Source organism: Mesorhizobium sp. M1A.F.Ca.ET.072.01.1.1 (assembly GCF_004023325.1).
Taxonomy (GTDB): Bacteria; Pseudomonadota; Alphaproteobacteria; order Rhizobiales; family Rhizobiaceae; genus Mesorhizobium.
Window position 1 is genome coordinate 22,163 of the sequence record NZ_RZSF01000002.1, and the last position, 14,277, is coordinate 36,439.

Here is a 14,277-nt window from a genome sequence, read left to right on the forward strand (position 1 = left end):
ATGAAACAGAGGCTGCAGTTCTTCGCCAAGGCGCCTGAAATCATGAAGGCGGTGATGGCGCTCAACAAGGCCGTCGAGGAGTGCGGGCTGGAAGAAAGCCTGATGCACCTGGTCAAGCTCAGGGCTTCTCAGATCAATGGCTGTTCCTATTGTGTCGAGATGCACAGCCGCGAGGCAAGGCGGGATGGCGAAACGGAGCAGCGGCTTTATCTGGTCGCCGCCTGGAAGGAGTCGCCGCTGTTTTCCGAGCGCGAGCGCGCCGCGCTCGCCTGGACCGAGAAGGTGACGAACATCTCCGACAATGGCGTTCCGGACGATCTCTACGCCAGGACGCTGGAGCAGTTCTCCGAGGAAGAGCTGGTCAAGCTGACAGTGGTGATCGGCATGATCAACACCTGGAACCGGCTCTGCGTGTCGTTCCACGCCATCCATCCGATGCCGGCCGCCAAGGCTGCCTGATCATCCAAAGCCGCGCGGATCCGAAGACGGTTCCGCGCGGCTTTCATTTGCGAGATCAATGACATGTTTGAGAATCTTCAAAGCGAGATTCTGTTTGCCGCGCGCCTGCTGCTCGGCGGCGCCTTCGTCATTGCCCGGCCTGCGCAACGTCCAGCACAAGATCTGCTCATCCCGATGATGGCGGTAGGCGGCGTGCCTTAGGCAGGGCCGGCATTGTGGCTGGGCATGTCCTGCAGGTCGCGCCGGACGGCTGGTGATTGGCGGCTTATGGACCGCGCTGGCGGCGGCAAGCCTGACCCTGTTCCTGATCGTCGCGACGCCGATGTTTCACAATTTCTGGAATCATCAGGGTCCGGATCGCACCTCACGCATCAACGGATTCGTCGGCAATGTCGCCTTACCCAGCGGCATTCTGGCACTGACCACGCACTATGCCTGACAACCGCACTCGGATTCCGCACAATTGAGTGGCGCCGCGTTAATCGGTTTGTCGCGATTGTCCTGTATTGGCAAAAAACAGGTTCGCCGTCGGAGCGTTCATGGAGCAGAGCTGGACTGCATTCTGGGCACGCGTTTCGGATGCCTTCCACCAGACGCTGTTGCCGTTCCGTGCAGTCGCGGGAGCCTTCGGCCAGCATCCGAGCGACATTCAGATATGGTGCTTTCTGTGCGGCGTCTTCTTCCTGGCGGTCGTCGCCATACAGACCTATGGCGACATCATGCTCAGGCGACGCGGCGCCTTTGCCACCGGCAAGGTGATCGGCATCGACAAGTCGAGCGACGGGCCGGACACGCCGATCATCGAATTCGCCGACCGACTGGGCAAGACCTGGCGTTTCGGATCGCATCTGCCGGTCAACGGAACGACCGGGAACGTCGGCGCAGTGGTCGAAGTGATTTATGACCCTCTCCACCCGAAGCGGGCGCGGGAAGTCGGCCGCCCGCTGATGAAGGCCGTCCACCTGGCTGTCTGGTATGCGGTCGTCGCCGGGCTGATGGTGCTGGCCTTCTTGCCCGGCCTCTTTTCCAATTGATCCATTCAGGCGGCGAAGCGCAGGCCGCCGTCGCAGGTCAGCACCTGGCCGGTCATGAAACCGTTGGACACCAGGAAGGCGATCGCGTCGGCGACGTCCTCGGCGCGGCCGATGCGGCCGACCGGCGTCTTTCCGGCGTACTCGGCAAAGACCGCCTGCCGCTCTTCGCCCGATAGAAAATCCCACCAGGGCGTATCGATGACGCCGGGGGCCACGACGTTGACGCGCAGCGGCTTCAGTTCGACGGCCAGGATCGGGACTACGGTTAAAAGCATGCCGTTGATGGCGCCGATGCCGGCAATGCCGGGTGCTGCGATCTGCGCCGAGACGGCCGAAATGAAAGTGACCGATCCGGCTTTGTTCAAGGTCGGCAGGGCCGCTTGCAAGCAGCCTAGCTGCGGCTTGATCTTCTCGTCGACGCCGCTGCCGATGTCGGCAAGGTCGAGGGTCGCGAACGGCCCAAGGCCCTTGCCGCCGCTTGCGGCGAGAACGAGATGATCGAATAGGCCGAGACCATCGAAGAAGTGCCGGACCGCGTCCGGCTTGGTCGCGTCGAAAGCGGCCTTGCCGACGGTGCCGCCGAGGCTCTTCCAGGCGTTGTTCAGCTTGTCCTCGCTGCGGCCGGTGATCGTCACCTTCATCGTGGGGCTGAGCAGCCGTTTGGCTGTGGCAAGGCCAATGCCAGACGAGCCGCCGATGATGACGCAATGTTCGATGCTCATGAATGCTGTTCCCTGGATGTCGCGGAAGATTGTCCGGTCAGTTCGAGGCTGAGCGCCCGCAACCGGCTGCGGGCTTTTTCGTCATAGGCCTGGGCATCGGCGCGCGCTTCCCGCTGGCCATCGAAATAGAGGCCGCTGCGCCCTTCGAGCGCCGGAGATATTGCCAAGTTGAGGATCGCGTCGGCGCCGGTCTCGACCGAGCTCCACGGTGTGATGCCGGCCTGCCGGACCATGGTGGTATCCATGTAGCTTGCCGGATGGAGTGCATTGACGGTGACGCCGCTGCCTTCGAGCTGCTCGGCCAGATCGATGGTGAACAAGATCTGCGCCAGCTTGCTCTGGCAATAGGCGCGCACGCCGCTGTAGCCGCGGGCCAGATTGACATCGTCGAAATCGATCGCCTGCTGGCCGGCGGAGGCGACATTGACGATGCGCGCCGGCGCACTTGCCTTCAGCAAGGGCAAAAGCTCCGACGACAGCAGGAAGCCTGCGAGATAGTTGACGGCGAAGCGCATTTCGTAGCCGTCGGCGCTCACTTGCCTTTTTGCGCCTTCGCCGCCCGTGCCGACGCCGGCATTACTGATCAATATGTCGAGCCGGTCGGTTCCTGCCCGCACGGCGCCGGCAAGGCGGCGCACTTCGGCGAGCGACGAAAGATCCGCAAGCAGAAATTCGGCGTTGCCGCCCTCGGCTTCGATGGCAGCGACTGTCGCCTTGGCGCGAGTTTGGTCGCGGCCATGCACCAGCACGCGGGCGCCGGCAGCGCCGAGCCTTTCAGCGACCATGCGGCCAACCCCGTCGGTCGAGCCGGTGACGAGAACGGTCTTATTCTTAAGTTCCATGTTCAGAGCCTCCTTATGCTGCTCTGAACGCAAGATGGGGCGTGGCGCGCAGGCCAAACAGTTCAAATTTTATCCTGGTATCGATACTGCTATAATAGCTGCATGGATGCCGTGCCCCATTCCCCTGAGGACAGCCGCCGCCGCGAGCTCGGCGCTTTCCTGCGCTCGCGCCGGGAGCGGCTCTCGCCTGCCGACATTGGGATTGCGAGCGGCGCCAGGCGGCGTACGCCCGGGCTGAGGCGCGAGGAAGTGGCAATGATCGCCGGCGTCGGCACCACCTGGTACACCTGGCTGGAGCAAGGGCGGGACGTGCGGCCCTCGGTCGAAGTGCTGACCGCGCTCTGCGAGGCGCTGCGCCTGGACACCGTCGAGAAGCGGCATCTGTTCATCCTTGCCGGCCGCCAGCAGCCGGAGCAGCGCGCGGCGACCTCTGAAAAGGTCGACGCCACACTGCTGCACATGCTGAGGAGCCTCGTCTTGCAGCCGGCTTATGTGGTTGGCCGGCGTTGGGACGTGCTCGCCTGGAATCCGGCGGCGGTCGCCGTGTTCGGCGACTATGGCCTGCTGGAGGGCGATGCCCGCAACATCGTCCATCTGGTGTTCACAAGCCCGCATCACCGCCGGCTGCTGGTCGATTGGGAAGAGCTTGCCCGCGTGGTGCTCGCTTCGTTTCGCGCGGAGAGCGCCAAATATGTCGGCGATCCGGATTTCGAGCGGCTGATCGCGCTGATGATGCGCTCAAGCCCGGAGTTCCGTGATTGGTGGCCGCGGCGGGACGTGGCGAGAAGGCTGACGGGCGTGAAACACGTCCGCCATCCCACAGCCGGCCCGATGGCTTTCGAGCATATGAGCCTGTCGATCGACGACGGCTCGGACATGCGGCTGATCGTCTACACGCCGTTGCCCGAGCAGAATACGATCGCCAAGCTCAAGAAGCTGCTGGAAGAGAAGCCCGCCGAGCGGCGCAGCGCCTGATCTTCGCCCGACCTAAGCTTTCGGCTTCAGCCCATCGAGGAACAGTTGCTCCAGGAACCGGGCAGCATCCTCGAAGCGGCCGTCGCCGCCGCGGTCGGGGCCGAGCACGGCGCGCACCTGGACGTCGAAATCGGCGTAATGCTGCGTCGTCGCCCAGATCGAGAAGATCAGATGCCAGGGGTCGGTGCGGGCGATCTTGCCGGCGCGCATCCAGCCCTTGATGACGGCGGCCTTCTCCTCGACCAGCGTTTTCAGCTCGCCCTCGAGCATCGGCATGATGCGCGGCGCGCCCTGCAGGATCTCGTTGGCGAAGAGCCGGCTTTCACGCGGAAAATCGCGCGCCATTTCGAGCTTGCGGCGGATGTAGCTTCTGAGCTCGGTCATCGGATCGCCGATATCGTCAAGCTCGCGGAGCGGCGCCAGCCAGGTGTCCAGGAGCCGCTGCATCAATGTCTCGTGAATGTCCTCCTTGCGGCGGAAGTAATAGAGGAGGTTCGGCTTCGACATGCCGGCGGCTTCGGCGATCTGGTCGATGGTCGAGCCGCGAAAACCGTTGGCGGAGAAGACTTCGAGCGCGGCCTCCAGGATGAGCTCGCGCTTTTCCTGCTGGATGCGGGTGCGGCGTGGAACTGAGCCTTCCATCGTGTCCGTCATCCTTGCCGGCTGCTGCCGTGTGGGCACTCTGGACCAATTCTCTGGACCAGTTTTTCTCCGAGCCGTGGAGCGCGCTTTCGATGCCGCATTTCCGTTAGTAGTCCCTTGACCGCCGACAGGGCGGTGCTAACGTTTGTCCAACCGGTCAAAATTTTGCGTAGCACGAAAACGCAACGAAGACCAAGCCTTGGGAAGACCAAGCGTTAGCGCACAGAAACAGGTTACAAGGGGAAATCTTGGTCATGTCCAACCGGCTGAAAGTCACGCCGAACGATCTCAGCGCATTCTGGATGCCGTTCACGGCAAACCGGCAGTTCAAGCAGGCGCCGCGCATGTTCGTGTCCGCCAAGGACATGCACTACACGACGAGCGATGGCCGCAAGGTGCTCGACGGCACTGCAGGCCTCTGGTGCGTCAACGCCGGCCATTGCCGGCCGAAGATCACCGAGGCCATTCAGCAGCAGGCCGCCGAACTCGACTATGCGCCGGCCTTCCAGATGGGCCACCCGATCGTCTTCGAACTGGCGAACCGCCTGGTCGATATCGCGCCGAAGGGCATGGACCATGTGTTCTTCACCAATTCCGGTTCGGAATCGGTCGAGACCGCGTTGAAGATGGCGATCGCCTATCACCGTGTCCGCGGCGAGGGCTCGCGCACCCGGCTGATCGGCCGCGAGCGCGGCTATCACGGCGTCAATTTCGGCGGCATTTCGGTCGGGGGCATCGTCGCCAACCGCAAGATGTTCGGCACGCTGCTCGGCGGCGTCGACCATCTGCCGCACACCCACCTGCCGGAGAAGAACGCCTTCTCGAAGGGCGTGCCTGAGCACGGCGCCGAACTGGCGAACGAGCTGGAGCGTCTCGTCACCCTGCATGACGCCTCGACCATCGCTGCGGTCATCGTCGAGCCGGTCGCAGGCTCGACTGGCGTCATCCTGCCGCCGAAAGGCTACCTGCAGAAGCTTCGAGAAATCTGCACCAAGCACGGCATATTGTTGATCTTCGATGAAGTGATCACCGGCTTCGGCCGTCTTGGCGCGCCATTCGCCGCCGATTATTTCGGCGTCACGCCGGATATCATGACGACGGCCAAGGGCGTCTCCAACGGCGTCATCCCGATGGGCGCGGTTTTCGTGAAGAAGGAAATCCACGACGCCTTCATGAACGGCCCGGAGCACATGATCGAGTTCTTCCACGGCTACACCTATTCGGGCAATCCGATCGCCTGCGCCGCGGCTCTTGGCACTTTGGACACCTACAAGGAAGAAGGCCTGCTAACCCGCGGCGAGGAGCTGGCGCCTTACTGGGAAGACGCGCTGCATTCGTTGAAGGGCGAGCCGCATGTCATCGACATCCGCAATATCGGCCTGATCGGCGCGATCGAGCTGGCGCCGATCGCCGGTAGCCCGACCAAGCGGGCCTTCTCGGCCTTTGTCAAAGCGTTCGAACGCGGCGCGCTGATCCGCACAACCGGCGACATCATCGCGCTGTCGCCGCCGCTGATCATCACCAAGGGCCAGATCAACGAACTGATCCACCATGTTCGCGATGTTCTGCGCTCGATAGACTAAGTGGTCAAACCGCTCGGGCGGCGACGGGAACCGCCGCCCGACCGGAGACCTGAAATGAGAGGACTTTGAATGGCCGCCCCCGGCGAGAATCTGCGAATCAATTCAGACCGTTTGTGGGATTCCATCATGGAGATGGCGAAGATCGGCCCCGGCATCGCCGGGGGCAACAATCGCCAGACGCTGACCGATTCCGACAAGCAAGGCCGCGAATTGTTCAAGTCCTGGTGCGACGAGGCCGGGCTCACGATGGGCGTGGACCAGATGGGCACCATGTTCATGACGCGCGCCGGCACCGATCCGGACGCGCTGCCGATCTATGTCGGCTCCCATCTCGATACCCAGCCCACCGGCGGCAAATATGACGGCGTGCTCGGCGTGCTCTCTGGCCTCGAGGTCGTGCGCTCGCTCAACGATCTCGGCATCAAAACCAAACATCCGATCGTCGTCACCAACTGGACGAACGAGGAGGGAGCCCGTTTCGCGCCGGCCATGCTCGCCTCCGGCGTGTTCGCAGGCGTCCACACGCAGGACTATGCCTATGCCCGCAAGGATCTCGACGGCCTGAGCTTCGGCGACGAGCTGAAGCGGATCGGTTGGGTCGGGGACGAGGCGGTCGGCGCGCGCAAGATGCACGCCTATTTCGAGTACCATATCGAGCAGGGGCCCATCCTCGAGGCCGAGAACAAGCAGATCGGCGTGGTGACCCACTGCCAGGGCCTGTGGTGGCTGGAATTCACGCTGACCGGCAGGGAGGCGCATACCGGCTCGACCCCGATGAACATGCGCGTCAATGCGGGGTTGGCCATGGCCCGCATCCTGGAGATGGTGCAGACGGTCGCGATGGAGAACCAGCCGGGCGCCGTCGGCGGTGTGGGCCAGGTGAAGTTCTCGCCCAACTCCCGCAACGTTTTGCCGGGCACGGTGATCTTCACTGTCGATATCCGCTCGCCCGATAAGGCCAAGCTCGACGGCATGCGCGCGCGCATCAAGAAGGAGGCGCCGAAGATCTGCGAGCCGCTCGGCGTGAAATGCGCCGTCGAGGCGGTCGGCCATTTCGATCCGGTGACCTTCGATCCGACGCTGGTCGGCCGTGTCCGCACCGCCGCCGAGAAGCTGGGCTACAGCCACATGAACATCATCTCCGGCGCCGGCCACGACGCCTGCTGGGCGGCCAAGGTCGCGCCGGCGACCATGGTCATGTGTCCCTGTGTCGGCGGGCTCAGCCACAACGAGGCCGAGGACATCTCCAAGGAATGGGCGGCGGCGGGCGCCGACGTGCTGTTCCACGCGGTGGTCGAGACGGCAGGAATCGTCGAATGACCGAATAGAAATCACCTCGAAAAAGCCGCTCGCAAAGAAGCGTGAAAAGATCAGGGGAACGGATATGACCAAAGTCATCAAGAACGGCACCATCGTCACCGCCGACCGCACGTGGAAAGCCGACGTGCTGATGCAGCACGGCAAGATCATCGCCATCGGCTCGAACCTGCATGGCGATCACGAGTTCGACGCCACCGGCTGCTATGTCATGCCGGGCGGCATCGATCCGCACACCCATCTCGAAATGCCCTTCATGGGCACCTATTCGGCCGACGATTTCGAATCCGGCACGCGCGCGGCGCTTTCGGGCGGCACGACCATGGTCGTCGATTTCTGCCTGCCGGCGCCGCAGCAGTCGCTGCTGGAGGCGCTGCAGATGTGGGACAACAAGACCTCGAAGGCTGCCTGCGACTATTCCTTCCACATGGCGATCACCTGGTGGGGCAAGCAGGTCTTCGACGAGATGGCGACCGTCGTCGACAGGGGCATCACCTCGTTCAAGCATTTCATGGCCTATAAGGGCGCGCTGATGGTCGACGACGACGAGATGTATTCCTCGTTCCAGCGCTGCGCCGATCTCGGCGCGCTGCCGCTGGTCCATGCCGAAAATGGCGACGTGGTCGCGGCACTCTCGCAGAAGCTGCTTGCCGCCGGCAATAACGGCCCCGAGGGGCATGCCTATTCGCGTCCGCCCGAAGTGGAAGGCGAGGCGACAAACCGCGCCATCATGATCGCCGACATGGCAGGCGTGCCGCTCTATGTCGTGCACGTCTCCTGCGAGCAGAGCCATGAAGCCATCCGCCGGGCACGCCAGAAGGGCATGCGCGTCTATGGCGAGCCGCTGATCCAGCACCTGACGCTCGACGAGAGCGAATATTTCAACAAGGACTGGGACCATGCGGCGCGGCGCGTAATGAGCCCGCCTTTCCGCAGCAAGTGGCACCAGGATTCGCTGTGGGCGGGCCTGCAGGCCGGATCGCTGCAGGTGGTGGCGACAGACCACTGCTCCTTCACCACCAAGCAGAAGCGCAACGGCGTCGGCGACTTCACCAAGATCCCGAACGGCACCGGCGGCCTCGAGGATCGTTTGCCCGTGCTTTGGACGACCGGCGTCAACACCGGTCGGCTGACGATGAACGAGTTCGTCGCGGTGACCTCGACCAACATCGCCAAGATCCTCAACATGTATCCGAAGAAGGGCGCGATCGTCGAAGGCGCCGATGCCGACATCGTGGTCTGGGACCCGAAGCGCATCAAGACGATCACGGCCAAGAACCAGCAGTCGGTGATCGACTACAACGTCTTTGAGGGTTTCGAGGTGACGGGGCTGCCGCGATTCGTCTTTTCGCGCGGCGAACTGTCGATCGAAGAAGCGGACGTCAAGGCCAAGGTCGGGCACGGGGAGTTCGTGGCGCGCGAACCGAACGCCGCTGTCAACCGCGCGCTTTCGACCTGGAAGGAGATCAGCGCACCGCGCAAGGTGGAGCGCACGGGCATTCCGGCGACCGGAGTTTGAGCGTGCGCGCAACTCACCTTCTCGTCGGGGCAGCCGTGCTGCTGGCCGCCGGCCAAGCTTTCGCCGCCGGCATCGATCTCTCCAAGCCCTGGGGCAACAAATCCGGCTGCATCAACAAGAACGGCCAGGAGGTCTATGCCGAGGACATGCTGCTGTTGACCAGCGAGGCGTTCGTCACGGTCGCCAGCGCCTGCACCTTCACCGAGAAGAAACCCCAGGCGGATGGCTCCCTTGTGGTGACGGCGCAGTGCGAGGCGGAAGGCGAGGAGGGGCAGTCGCCGGCCCAGTTCATCATCAAGCGCAGCGCCAAGAACGCCAAGAGGTTGGTGATCGCCGACAAGGACGGCAAGGCGATGGGAGAAGTCTCCCGGTGCAAATGACGGCGGTCCCGTCGACTTCAGGCAACCAACGCATCCAGTTCCGGCATCAGGACCACGCTTTCCTGCTCGTTGGGATCGGTGCGGGCGATGACCGCCGAAGAGGGCGCACCGCTCAGATTGGCGGGCAGATGCGGAACTCCCGCCGGAATGTAGAACAGGTCGCCGGCCTGGACGACTTTGTGATGCTCGAGCCGGTCACCATACCAGGTATGGACCTCGCCGGAGAGCACATAGATCGCGGTCTCGTGGTTCTCATGCATATGCGCCTTGGCGCGGGCGCCGGGCGGCATGGTGAGAAGATGCATACAAATGCCGGAGGAGCCGACGGTTTCGGCGGCAATACCGGCGAAATAGCTCAAGCCTTGCTTGCCTTCATAAGTGCTTTCAGGGCGAATAAGATGGCATGTGGGTTTAGGCGACATCGGCAAGGCTCCGGGCGTCGATCAAGTGGGACTGGACGAGTGGAAAGCAAGGCAATCGTAAAATCAACCGGATTCCGGCCGGCGCGGCAGCGGCTGCGAAAGACAGGTTTCTGCCGATGAGCGGACAGTCGCCAGCCGTCGTTTCGGCAAGCAAGCTCGGCCTCACCTTCCAGACCAATGACGGTCCGGTGCAGGCGCTGTCCAATGTCGATCTCACCATCGGCAAGGGTGAGTTCGTCTCCTTCATCGGCCCCTCCGGCTGCGGCAAGACAACCTTGCTGCGCGTTATCGCCGATCTGGAGAAGCCGACCTCGGGAACGATCTCCGTCAATGGGATTTCGCCGGAGCAGGCGCGCGAGAAGCGGGCTTACGGCTATGTCTTCCAGGCGGCGGCGCTGTTTCCTTGGCGCACGATCGAGCGCAATGTGGCGCTGCCGCTGGAAATCATTGGCCTCAGCCAGGCCGAGCAGGCGGAACGCATCAAGCGCACCCTCGAACTCGTCAACCTCTCCGGCTTCGAGAAGAAGTATCCCTGGCAGCTGTCCGGCGGCATGCAGCAGCGCGCCTCGATCGCGCGCGCGCTCGCCTTCGACGCCGATTTGCTTTTGATGGACGAGCCGTTCGGCGCGCTCGACGAGATCGTGCGCGACCATCTGAACGAACAGCTTCTTGAACTCTGGGATTCGACCAACAAGACGATCTGCTTCGTCACCCATTCGATCCCCGAGGCGGTCTATCTCTCAACCCGCATCGTGGTGATGTCGCCGCGGCCGGGCCGCGTCACCGACGTGATCGAATCTACCTTGCCCAGGAAGCGGCCGCTCGACATCCGCGAGACGCCGGAATTCCTGGCGATCGCCGCGCGCGTGCGCGACGGGTTGAGGGCGGGGCACAGCTATGATGATTGAGGGTGCTTGCCAGCGGACGGACACCCGCTGCTTCGACATCCTGGGGCGGAGCAAGCGCGAAGCCGCGCGCGTGGCGGGAGCCGACCGCCGTGATTTCGTCATCCTAGGGTGGAGCGACGCGAAGCGGAGCGCAGACCCTAGGATCCATGCCGTGACGTCGACCGAAGGCCGTAAGCGGCTCAGAATACCCGACGAGCTGAGCGCAGCGCTGGGAGCCGCATTCTGCGCCACAGCGGAGCGTCGAGATAACGGCATGGATCCTAGGGTCTGCGCCGCGTCGCTTCGCTCCTTGCTCTGCTCTAGCATGACGAGAAACGCGCAGCGCCGCGTGCTGCCGTTGCGCCGGGGGAAGGCCTGCTAAATGGACTCCTTCCGTTCCAAGATCATCCCGGTCACCTCAATCCTCGCCGGCGTGGTGGTGCTCTGGTATGTCTTCGCCGTCATCCTCAATGCGCCGTTCCAGCGCGATCTCGACGCCAGAGCCAACGAAACCCCCAGCACGGTCGAATTCATCGGCAAGACATTGTCGCAGCCGAAGCCGACGCTGCCGGCGCCACATCAGGTGGCGGTGAACTTCTTCGAGAACACCTTCCTGCGCGGCATCACCTCGAACCGCAGCCTTGTCTACAATGCCTGGGTGACGCTGTCCTCGACGCTGCTCGGCTTTGCTTTCGGCACGGCGCTCGGCATCGTGATCGCCGTCGGCATCGTGCATGTGACGACGCTCGACCGCAGCCTGATGCCATGGATCATCGCCTCGCAGACCATTCCGATCCTGGCGGTGGCGCCGATGATCATAGTGGTGCTGGCGGCCATCGGCATCACCGGGCTGATCCCGAAGGCGCTGATCTCGACCTATCTGTCGTTCTTCCCGGTTGCGGTCGGCATGGTGAAGGGATTGCGCTCGCCCGAGCTCATGCATCTCGACCTGATGCACACCTATAATGCCAGCGCCTCGCAGACCTTCTGGAAGCTGCGCGTGCCGGCCTCGGTGCCGTTCCTGTTCACGTCTATGAAGGTGGCGGTGGCGGCGAGCCTGGTCGGCGCCATCGTCGGCGAATTGCCGACGGGTGCTGTCGCCGGCATCGGCGCCAAGCTGCTCTCGGGCGCCTATTACAGCCAGACGATCGACATCTGGTCGGCGCTGGTTGCGGGCTCGGTGGTTGCCGCGCTTCTGGTCATGGTGGTCGGCATCGCCGGCCGCCTGGTCGACCGCGCCATGGGCGGGAGGCCGGCATGACCTGGCTGAAACCATCCTGGCAAGCGGTGCTGGCGATCCTTCTTTGCGTCGTCGCCTTCGCGCTCGGCACGATGTCGACACCGGAAGCGGCTGCGCTGGCCGAGCCTGCCGCGACGGTTGCCTACCCGTATATGGGCACCAAAGGTCTCATCCTCGGATTGCTGCTGATCGCGGCGCTGGTTTCGACGGTGAGACTCGCGCCACTTGTCGAAGCGATTGCCCTGTTCATCGGCGCTCATGTCGCAGCGTGGCTTCTGGTCAAGGGCATCGGAGGCTTCGAGGGCACGGCACTGGCGCCGTACTTTCTGGTTCTCGCGGCCGCCTGGTTGCTTGCCTGGCGCTGCGTCGCCCTGTTGTCCTCGTTACGGCCTGCAGCCAGCGGGGCCAAAACGGCGCTGCGGCTGATCATTCCGGCGATCTTCGGCGCCTGGATCCTGATCATCTGGGAAGCGGTGACGCGCGGCGCCGGCATTCCCTTCATCCTTTTGCCGCCGCCGAGCGCCATCGGCGCGCGCATCGCCAACTCGCTGCCGATCCTGGGATCGGACGTGCGGCAGACGATCTTCAAGGCGGTGCTGATCGGCTACATCGTCGGCAACCTCGCCGGCTTCGTCGTCGCCATCCTTGCCGACCGTGTGCCGTTCCTCAGGCGCGGGCTGCTGCCGATCGGCAACATGGTATCGGCGCTGCCGATCATCGGCGTCGCGCCGATCATGGTGATGTGGTTCGGCTTCGACTGGCCGTCCAAGGCGGCGGTCGTGATCATCATGACCTTCTTCCCGATGCTGGTGAACACCGTCGCGGGGCTTGCCGCCTCCGGCCACATGGAGCGCGATTTGATGCGCACTTATGCGTCGGGCTACTGGCCGACCTTGCTGAAGCTGCGGCTGCCGGCGGCAATGCCGTTCATCTTCAATGCGCTGAAGATCAACTCGACGCTGGCGCTGATCGGCGCCATCGTCGCGGAGTTCTTCGGCACGCCCGTGGTCGGCATGGGATTCCGCATTTCGACGGAAGTCGGGCGGATGAACATCGACATGGTCTGGGCCGAAATCGCAGTTGCAGCACTGGCGGGTTCGGTCTTTTATGGCGTGGTCGCTCTTGTCGAGAGAGCCGTCACGTTTTGGCATCCCTCTGTCCGTGGTGGATAGGGGCGGTGGGTTTGGGTGCTAACTTCAGAGGGTAAAAACATGAAAAGACTGATAATTTCTGCTCTGGCCGGGGCGATGTCGCTGGCCGCTTTCCAAGCGATGGCGGCCGACAAGGTGACGCTGCAGCTGAAATGGGTCACGCAGGCCCAGTTCGCCGGCTACTACGTCGCCAAGGCCAAGGGCTTCTACGAGGCCGAAGGGCTCGACGTCGACATCAAGCCGGGCGGGCCGGATATCGCGCCCGAGCAGGTGATCGCCGGCGGCGGCGCCGATGTGATCGTCGACTGGATGGGCGGCGCGTTGGCCGCCCGTGAAAAAGGCGTGCCGCTGGTCAACATTGCCCAGCCGTTCAAGAAAGCCGGCATGGAGCTGGTCTGCCCGAAGGACGGCCCGATCAAGACCGAAGCCGACTTCAAGGGCCACACCCTCGGCGTCTGGTTCTTCGGCAACGAGTACCCGTTCTATGCCTGGATGAACAAGCTCGGCCTCAAGACCGACGGCGGCAAGGACGGCGTCACCGTGCTGAAGCAAAGCTTTGACGTGCAGCCGCTGATCCAGAAGCAGGCGGACTGCATCTCGGTCATGACCTATAACGAGTACTGGCAGCTGATCGACGCCGGCTACAAGCCGGAGCAGCTCACCGTCTTCAACTATTCGGCCATGGGCAACGACCTGCTTGAGGACGGCCTCTACGCGCTGGAGAACAAGCTGAAGGATCCGGCCTTCGAGGACAAGATGGTGCGCTTCGTGCGCGCCTCGATGAAGGGCTGGAAATACGCGGTCGACAATTCGGATGAGGCGGCCGAGATCGTCATGGATAATGGCGGCCAGGACGAGAACCATCAGAAGCGCATGATGGGCGAAGTCGCCAAGCTGATCGACAATGCCGACGGCAAGCTCGATCCGGCCACATATGAGCGCACCGCCAAGGCGCTGCTCGACCAGAAGATCATCGCCAAGGAGCCGTCGGGCGCCTACACGACCGCGATCACCGACAAGGCGATCAAGTAAGGTCGACCTCGCCAGTCGAGACTTAACGGGGGCGGGTGACCGCCCCTTTTGCTTGGCTGTGGTAAAATATCC

Annotated in this window: 17 protein-coding genes; 13 read left to right on the forward strand and 4 right to left on the reverse strand. The window is 63.3% G+C overall.

Translation table 11 applies throughout. From position 1 onward, the window contains the following. The 4 genes from EOA32_RS00475 to EOA32_RS00485 all read left to right on the forward strand — a co-directional run bounded on the left by EOA32_RS00475 (position 1) and on the right by EOA32_RS00485 (position 1,493). The gene (locus EOA32_RS00475; RefSeq protein ID WP_067328952.1) at positions 1 to 459 is read left to right on the forward strand and encodes a carboxymuconolactone decarboxylase family protein; all 459 of its coding nucleotides are present in this window, start codon (positions 1 to 3) and stop codon (positions 457 to 459) included. A gap of 63 nt (positions 460 to 522) precedes the next feature. Then, entirely contained in the window at positions 523 to 660 is a 138-nt protein-coding gene (locus EOA32_RS40715) for a hypothetical protein (protein WP_348632180.1), read from the forward strand. 52 nt (positions 661 to 712) lie between these two features. Further along, positions 713 to 898, forward strand: a complete 186-nt coding sequence (locus EOA32_RS40720) for a hypothetical protein (protein ID WP_245418755.1) — start codon at positions 713 to 715, stop codon at positions 896 to 898. Positions 899 to 998: 100 nt separating this feature from the next. Then, positions 999 to 1,493 carry a DUF3592 domain-containing protein gene (locus EOA32_RS00485; protein ID WP_095783848.1) on the forward strand — a complete coding sequence of 165 codons (495 nt, stop codon included), beginning with the start codon at positions 999 to 1,001 and terminating at the stop codon, positions 1,491 to 1,493. 5 nt (positions 1,494 to 1,498) lie between these two features. Here the strand turns inward: EOA32_RS00485 and EOA32_RS00490 are convergent, their stop codons facing one another. Both EOA32_RS00490 and EOA32_RS00495 read right to left on the reverse strand, forming a co-directional pair. Continuing rightward, on the reverse strand, positions 1,499 to 2,215 hold the full coding sequence (locus EOA32_RS00490) for an SDR family oxidoreductase (protein ID WP_128370504.1): 717 nt from the start codon (positions 2,213 to 2,215) through the stop codon (positions 1,499 to 1,501). Next, on the reverse strand, positions 2,212 to 3,057 hold the full coding sequence (locus tag EOA32_RS00495; RefSeq protein ID WP_128370505.1) for an SDR family NAD(P)-dependent oxidoreductase: 846 nt from the start codon (positions 3,055 to 3,057) through the stop codon (positions 2,212 to 2,214). The genes EOA32_RS00490 and EOA32_RS00495 overlap by 4 nt, the downstream gene beginning before the upstream one ends. Before the next feature lie 102 nt (positions 3,058 to 3,159). On the opposite strand from EOA32_RS00495, the gene EOA32_RS00500 reads away from it, so the two are divergent. Then, positions 3,160 to 4,032, forward strand: coding sequence for a helix-turn-helix transcriptional regulator (locus EOA32_RS00500; RefSeq protein ID WP_066990608.1), 873 nt, complete (start codon positions 3,160 to 3,162; stop codon positions 4,030 to 4,032). A gap of 12 nt (positions 4,033 to 4,044) precedes the next feature. On the opposite strand, the gene EOA32_RS00505 is transcribed toward EOA32_RS00500, so the two are convergent. Beyond that, positions 4,045 to 4,674, reverse strand: a complete 630-nt coding sequence (locus EOA32_RS00505) for a TetR family transcriptional regulator C-terminal domain-containing protein (RefSeq protein WP_095779098.1) — start codon at positions 4,672 to 4,674, stop codon at positions 4,045 to 4,047. A gap of 254 nt (positions 4,675 to 4,928) precedes the next feature. On the opposite strand from EOA32_RS00505, the gene EOA32_RS00510 reads away from it, so the two are divergent. From EOA32_RS00510 to EOA32_RS00525, 4 genes are all read left to right on the forward strand, one after another. Next, entirely contained in the window at positions 4,929 to 6,257 is a 1,329-nt protein-coding gene (locus EOA32_RS00510; RefSeq protein WP_128370506.1) for an aspartate aminotransferase family protein, read from the forward strand. Positions 6,258 to 6,326: 69 nt separating this feature from the next. Beyond that, positions 6,327 to 7,577: a Zn-dependent hydrolase gene (locus tag EOA32_RS00515; protein WP_128370507.1), complete on the forward strand. Its 1,251-nt coding sequence runs from the start codon at positions 6,327 to 6,329 to the stop codon at positions 7,575 to 7,577. Between the two features lie 64 nt (positions 7,578 to 7,641). After that, the gene (hydA, locus tag EOA32_RS00520) at positions 7,642 to 9,093 is read left to right on the forward strand and encodes a dihydropyrimidinase (RefSeq protein WP_128370508.1); all 1,452 of its coding nucleotides are present in this window, start codon (positions 7,642 to 7,644) and stop codon (positions 9,091 to 9,093) included. A 2-nt stretch (positions 9,094 to 9,095) separates the two neighbouring features. Further along, entirely contained in the window at positions 9,096 to 9,473 is a 378-nt protein-coding gene (locus EOA32_RS00525) for a hypothetical protein (RefSeq protein ID WP_189406774.1), read from the forward strand. 17 nt (positions 9,474 to 9,490) lie between these two features. Here EOA32_RS00525 and EOA32_RS00530 read toward each other — a convergent pair whose 3' ends face one another. Further along, complete coding sequence (locus tag EOA32_RS00530; RefSeq protein WP_176478031.1) at positions 9,491 to 9,901, reverse strand: cupin domain-containing protein; 411 nt, start codon at positions 9,899 to 9,901, stop codon at positions 9,491 to 9,493. Positions 9,902 to 10,011: 110 nt separating this feature from the next. Here EOA32_RS00530 and EOA32_RS00535 point away from each other — a divergent pair, with 110 nt between their 5' ends. From EOA32_RS00535 to EOA32_RS00550, 4 genes are all read left to right on the forward strand, one after another. Beyond that, positions 10,012 to 10,803, forward strand: coding sequence for an ABC transporter ATP-binding protein (locus EOA32_RS00535; protein ID WP_066990627.1), 792 nt, complete (start codon positions 10,012 to 10,014; stop codon positions 10,801 to 10,803). A gap of 361 nt (positions 10,804 to 11,164) precedes the next feature. Beyond that, entirely contained in the window at positions 11,165 to 12,043 is an 879-nt protein-coding gene (locus tag EOA32_RS00540; protein ID WP_128370509.1) for an ABC transporter permease, read from the forward strand. Continuing rightward, a complete protein-coding gene (locus tag EOA32_RS00545) occupies positions 12,040 to 13,194 on the forward strand; it encodes an ABC transporter permease (protein WP_128370510.1) in 1,155 nt (384 codons plus the stop codon). The genes EOA32_RS00540 and EOA32_RS00545 overlap by 4 nt, the downstream gene beginning before the upstream one ends. 39 nt (positions 13,195 to 13,233) lie before the next feature. After that, positions 13,234 to 14,205, forward strand: a complete 972-nt coding sequence (locus tag EOA32_RS00550; protein ID WP_128370511.1) for an ABC transporter substrate-binding protein — start codon at positions 13,234 to 13,236, stop codon at positions 14,203 to 14,205. Positions 14,206 to 14,277 lie beyond the last annotated feature (72 nt).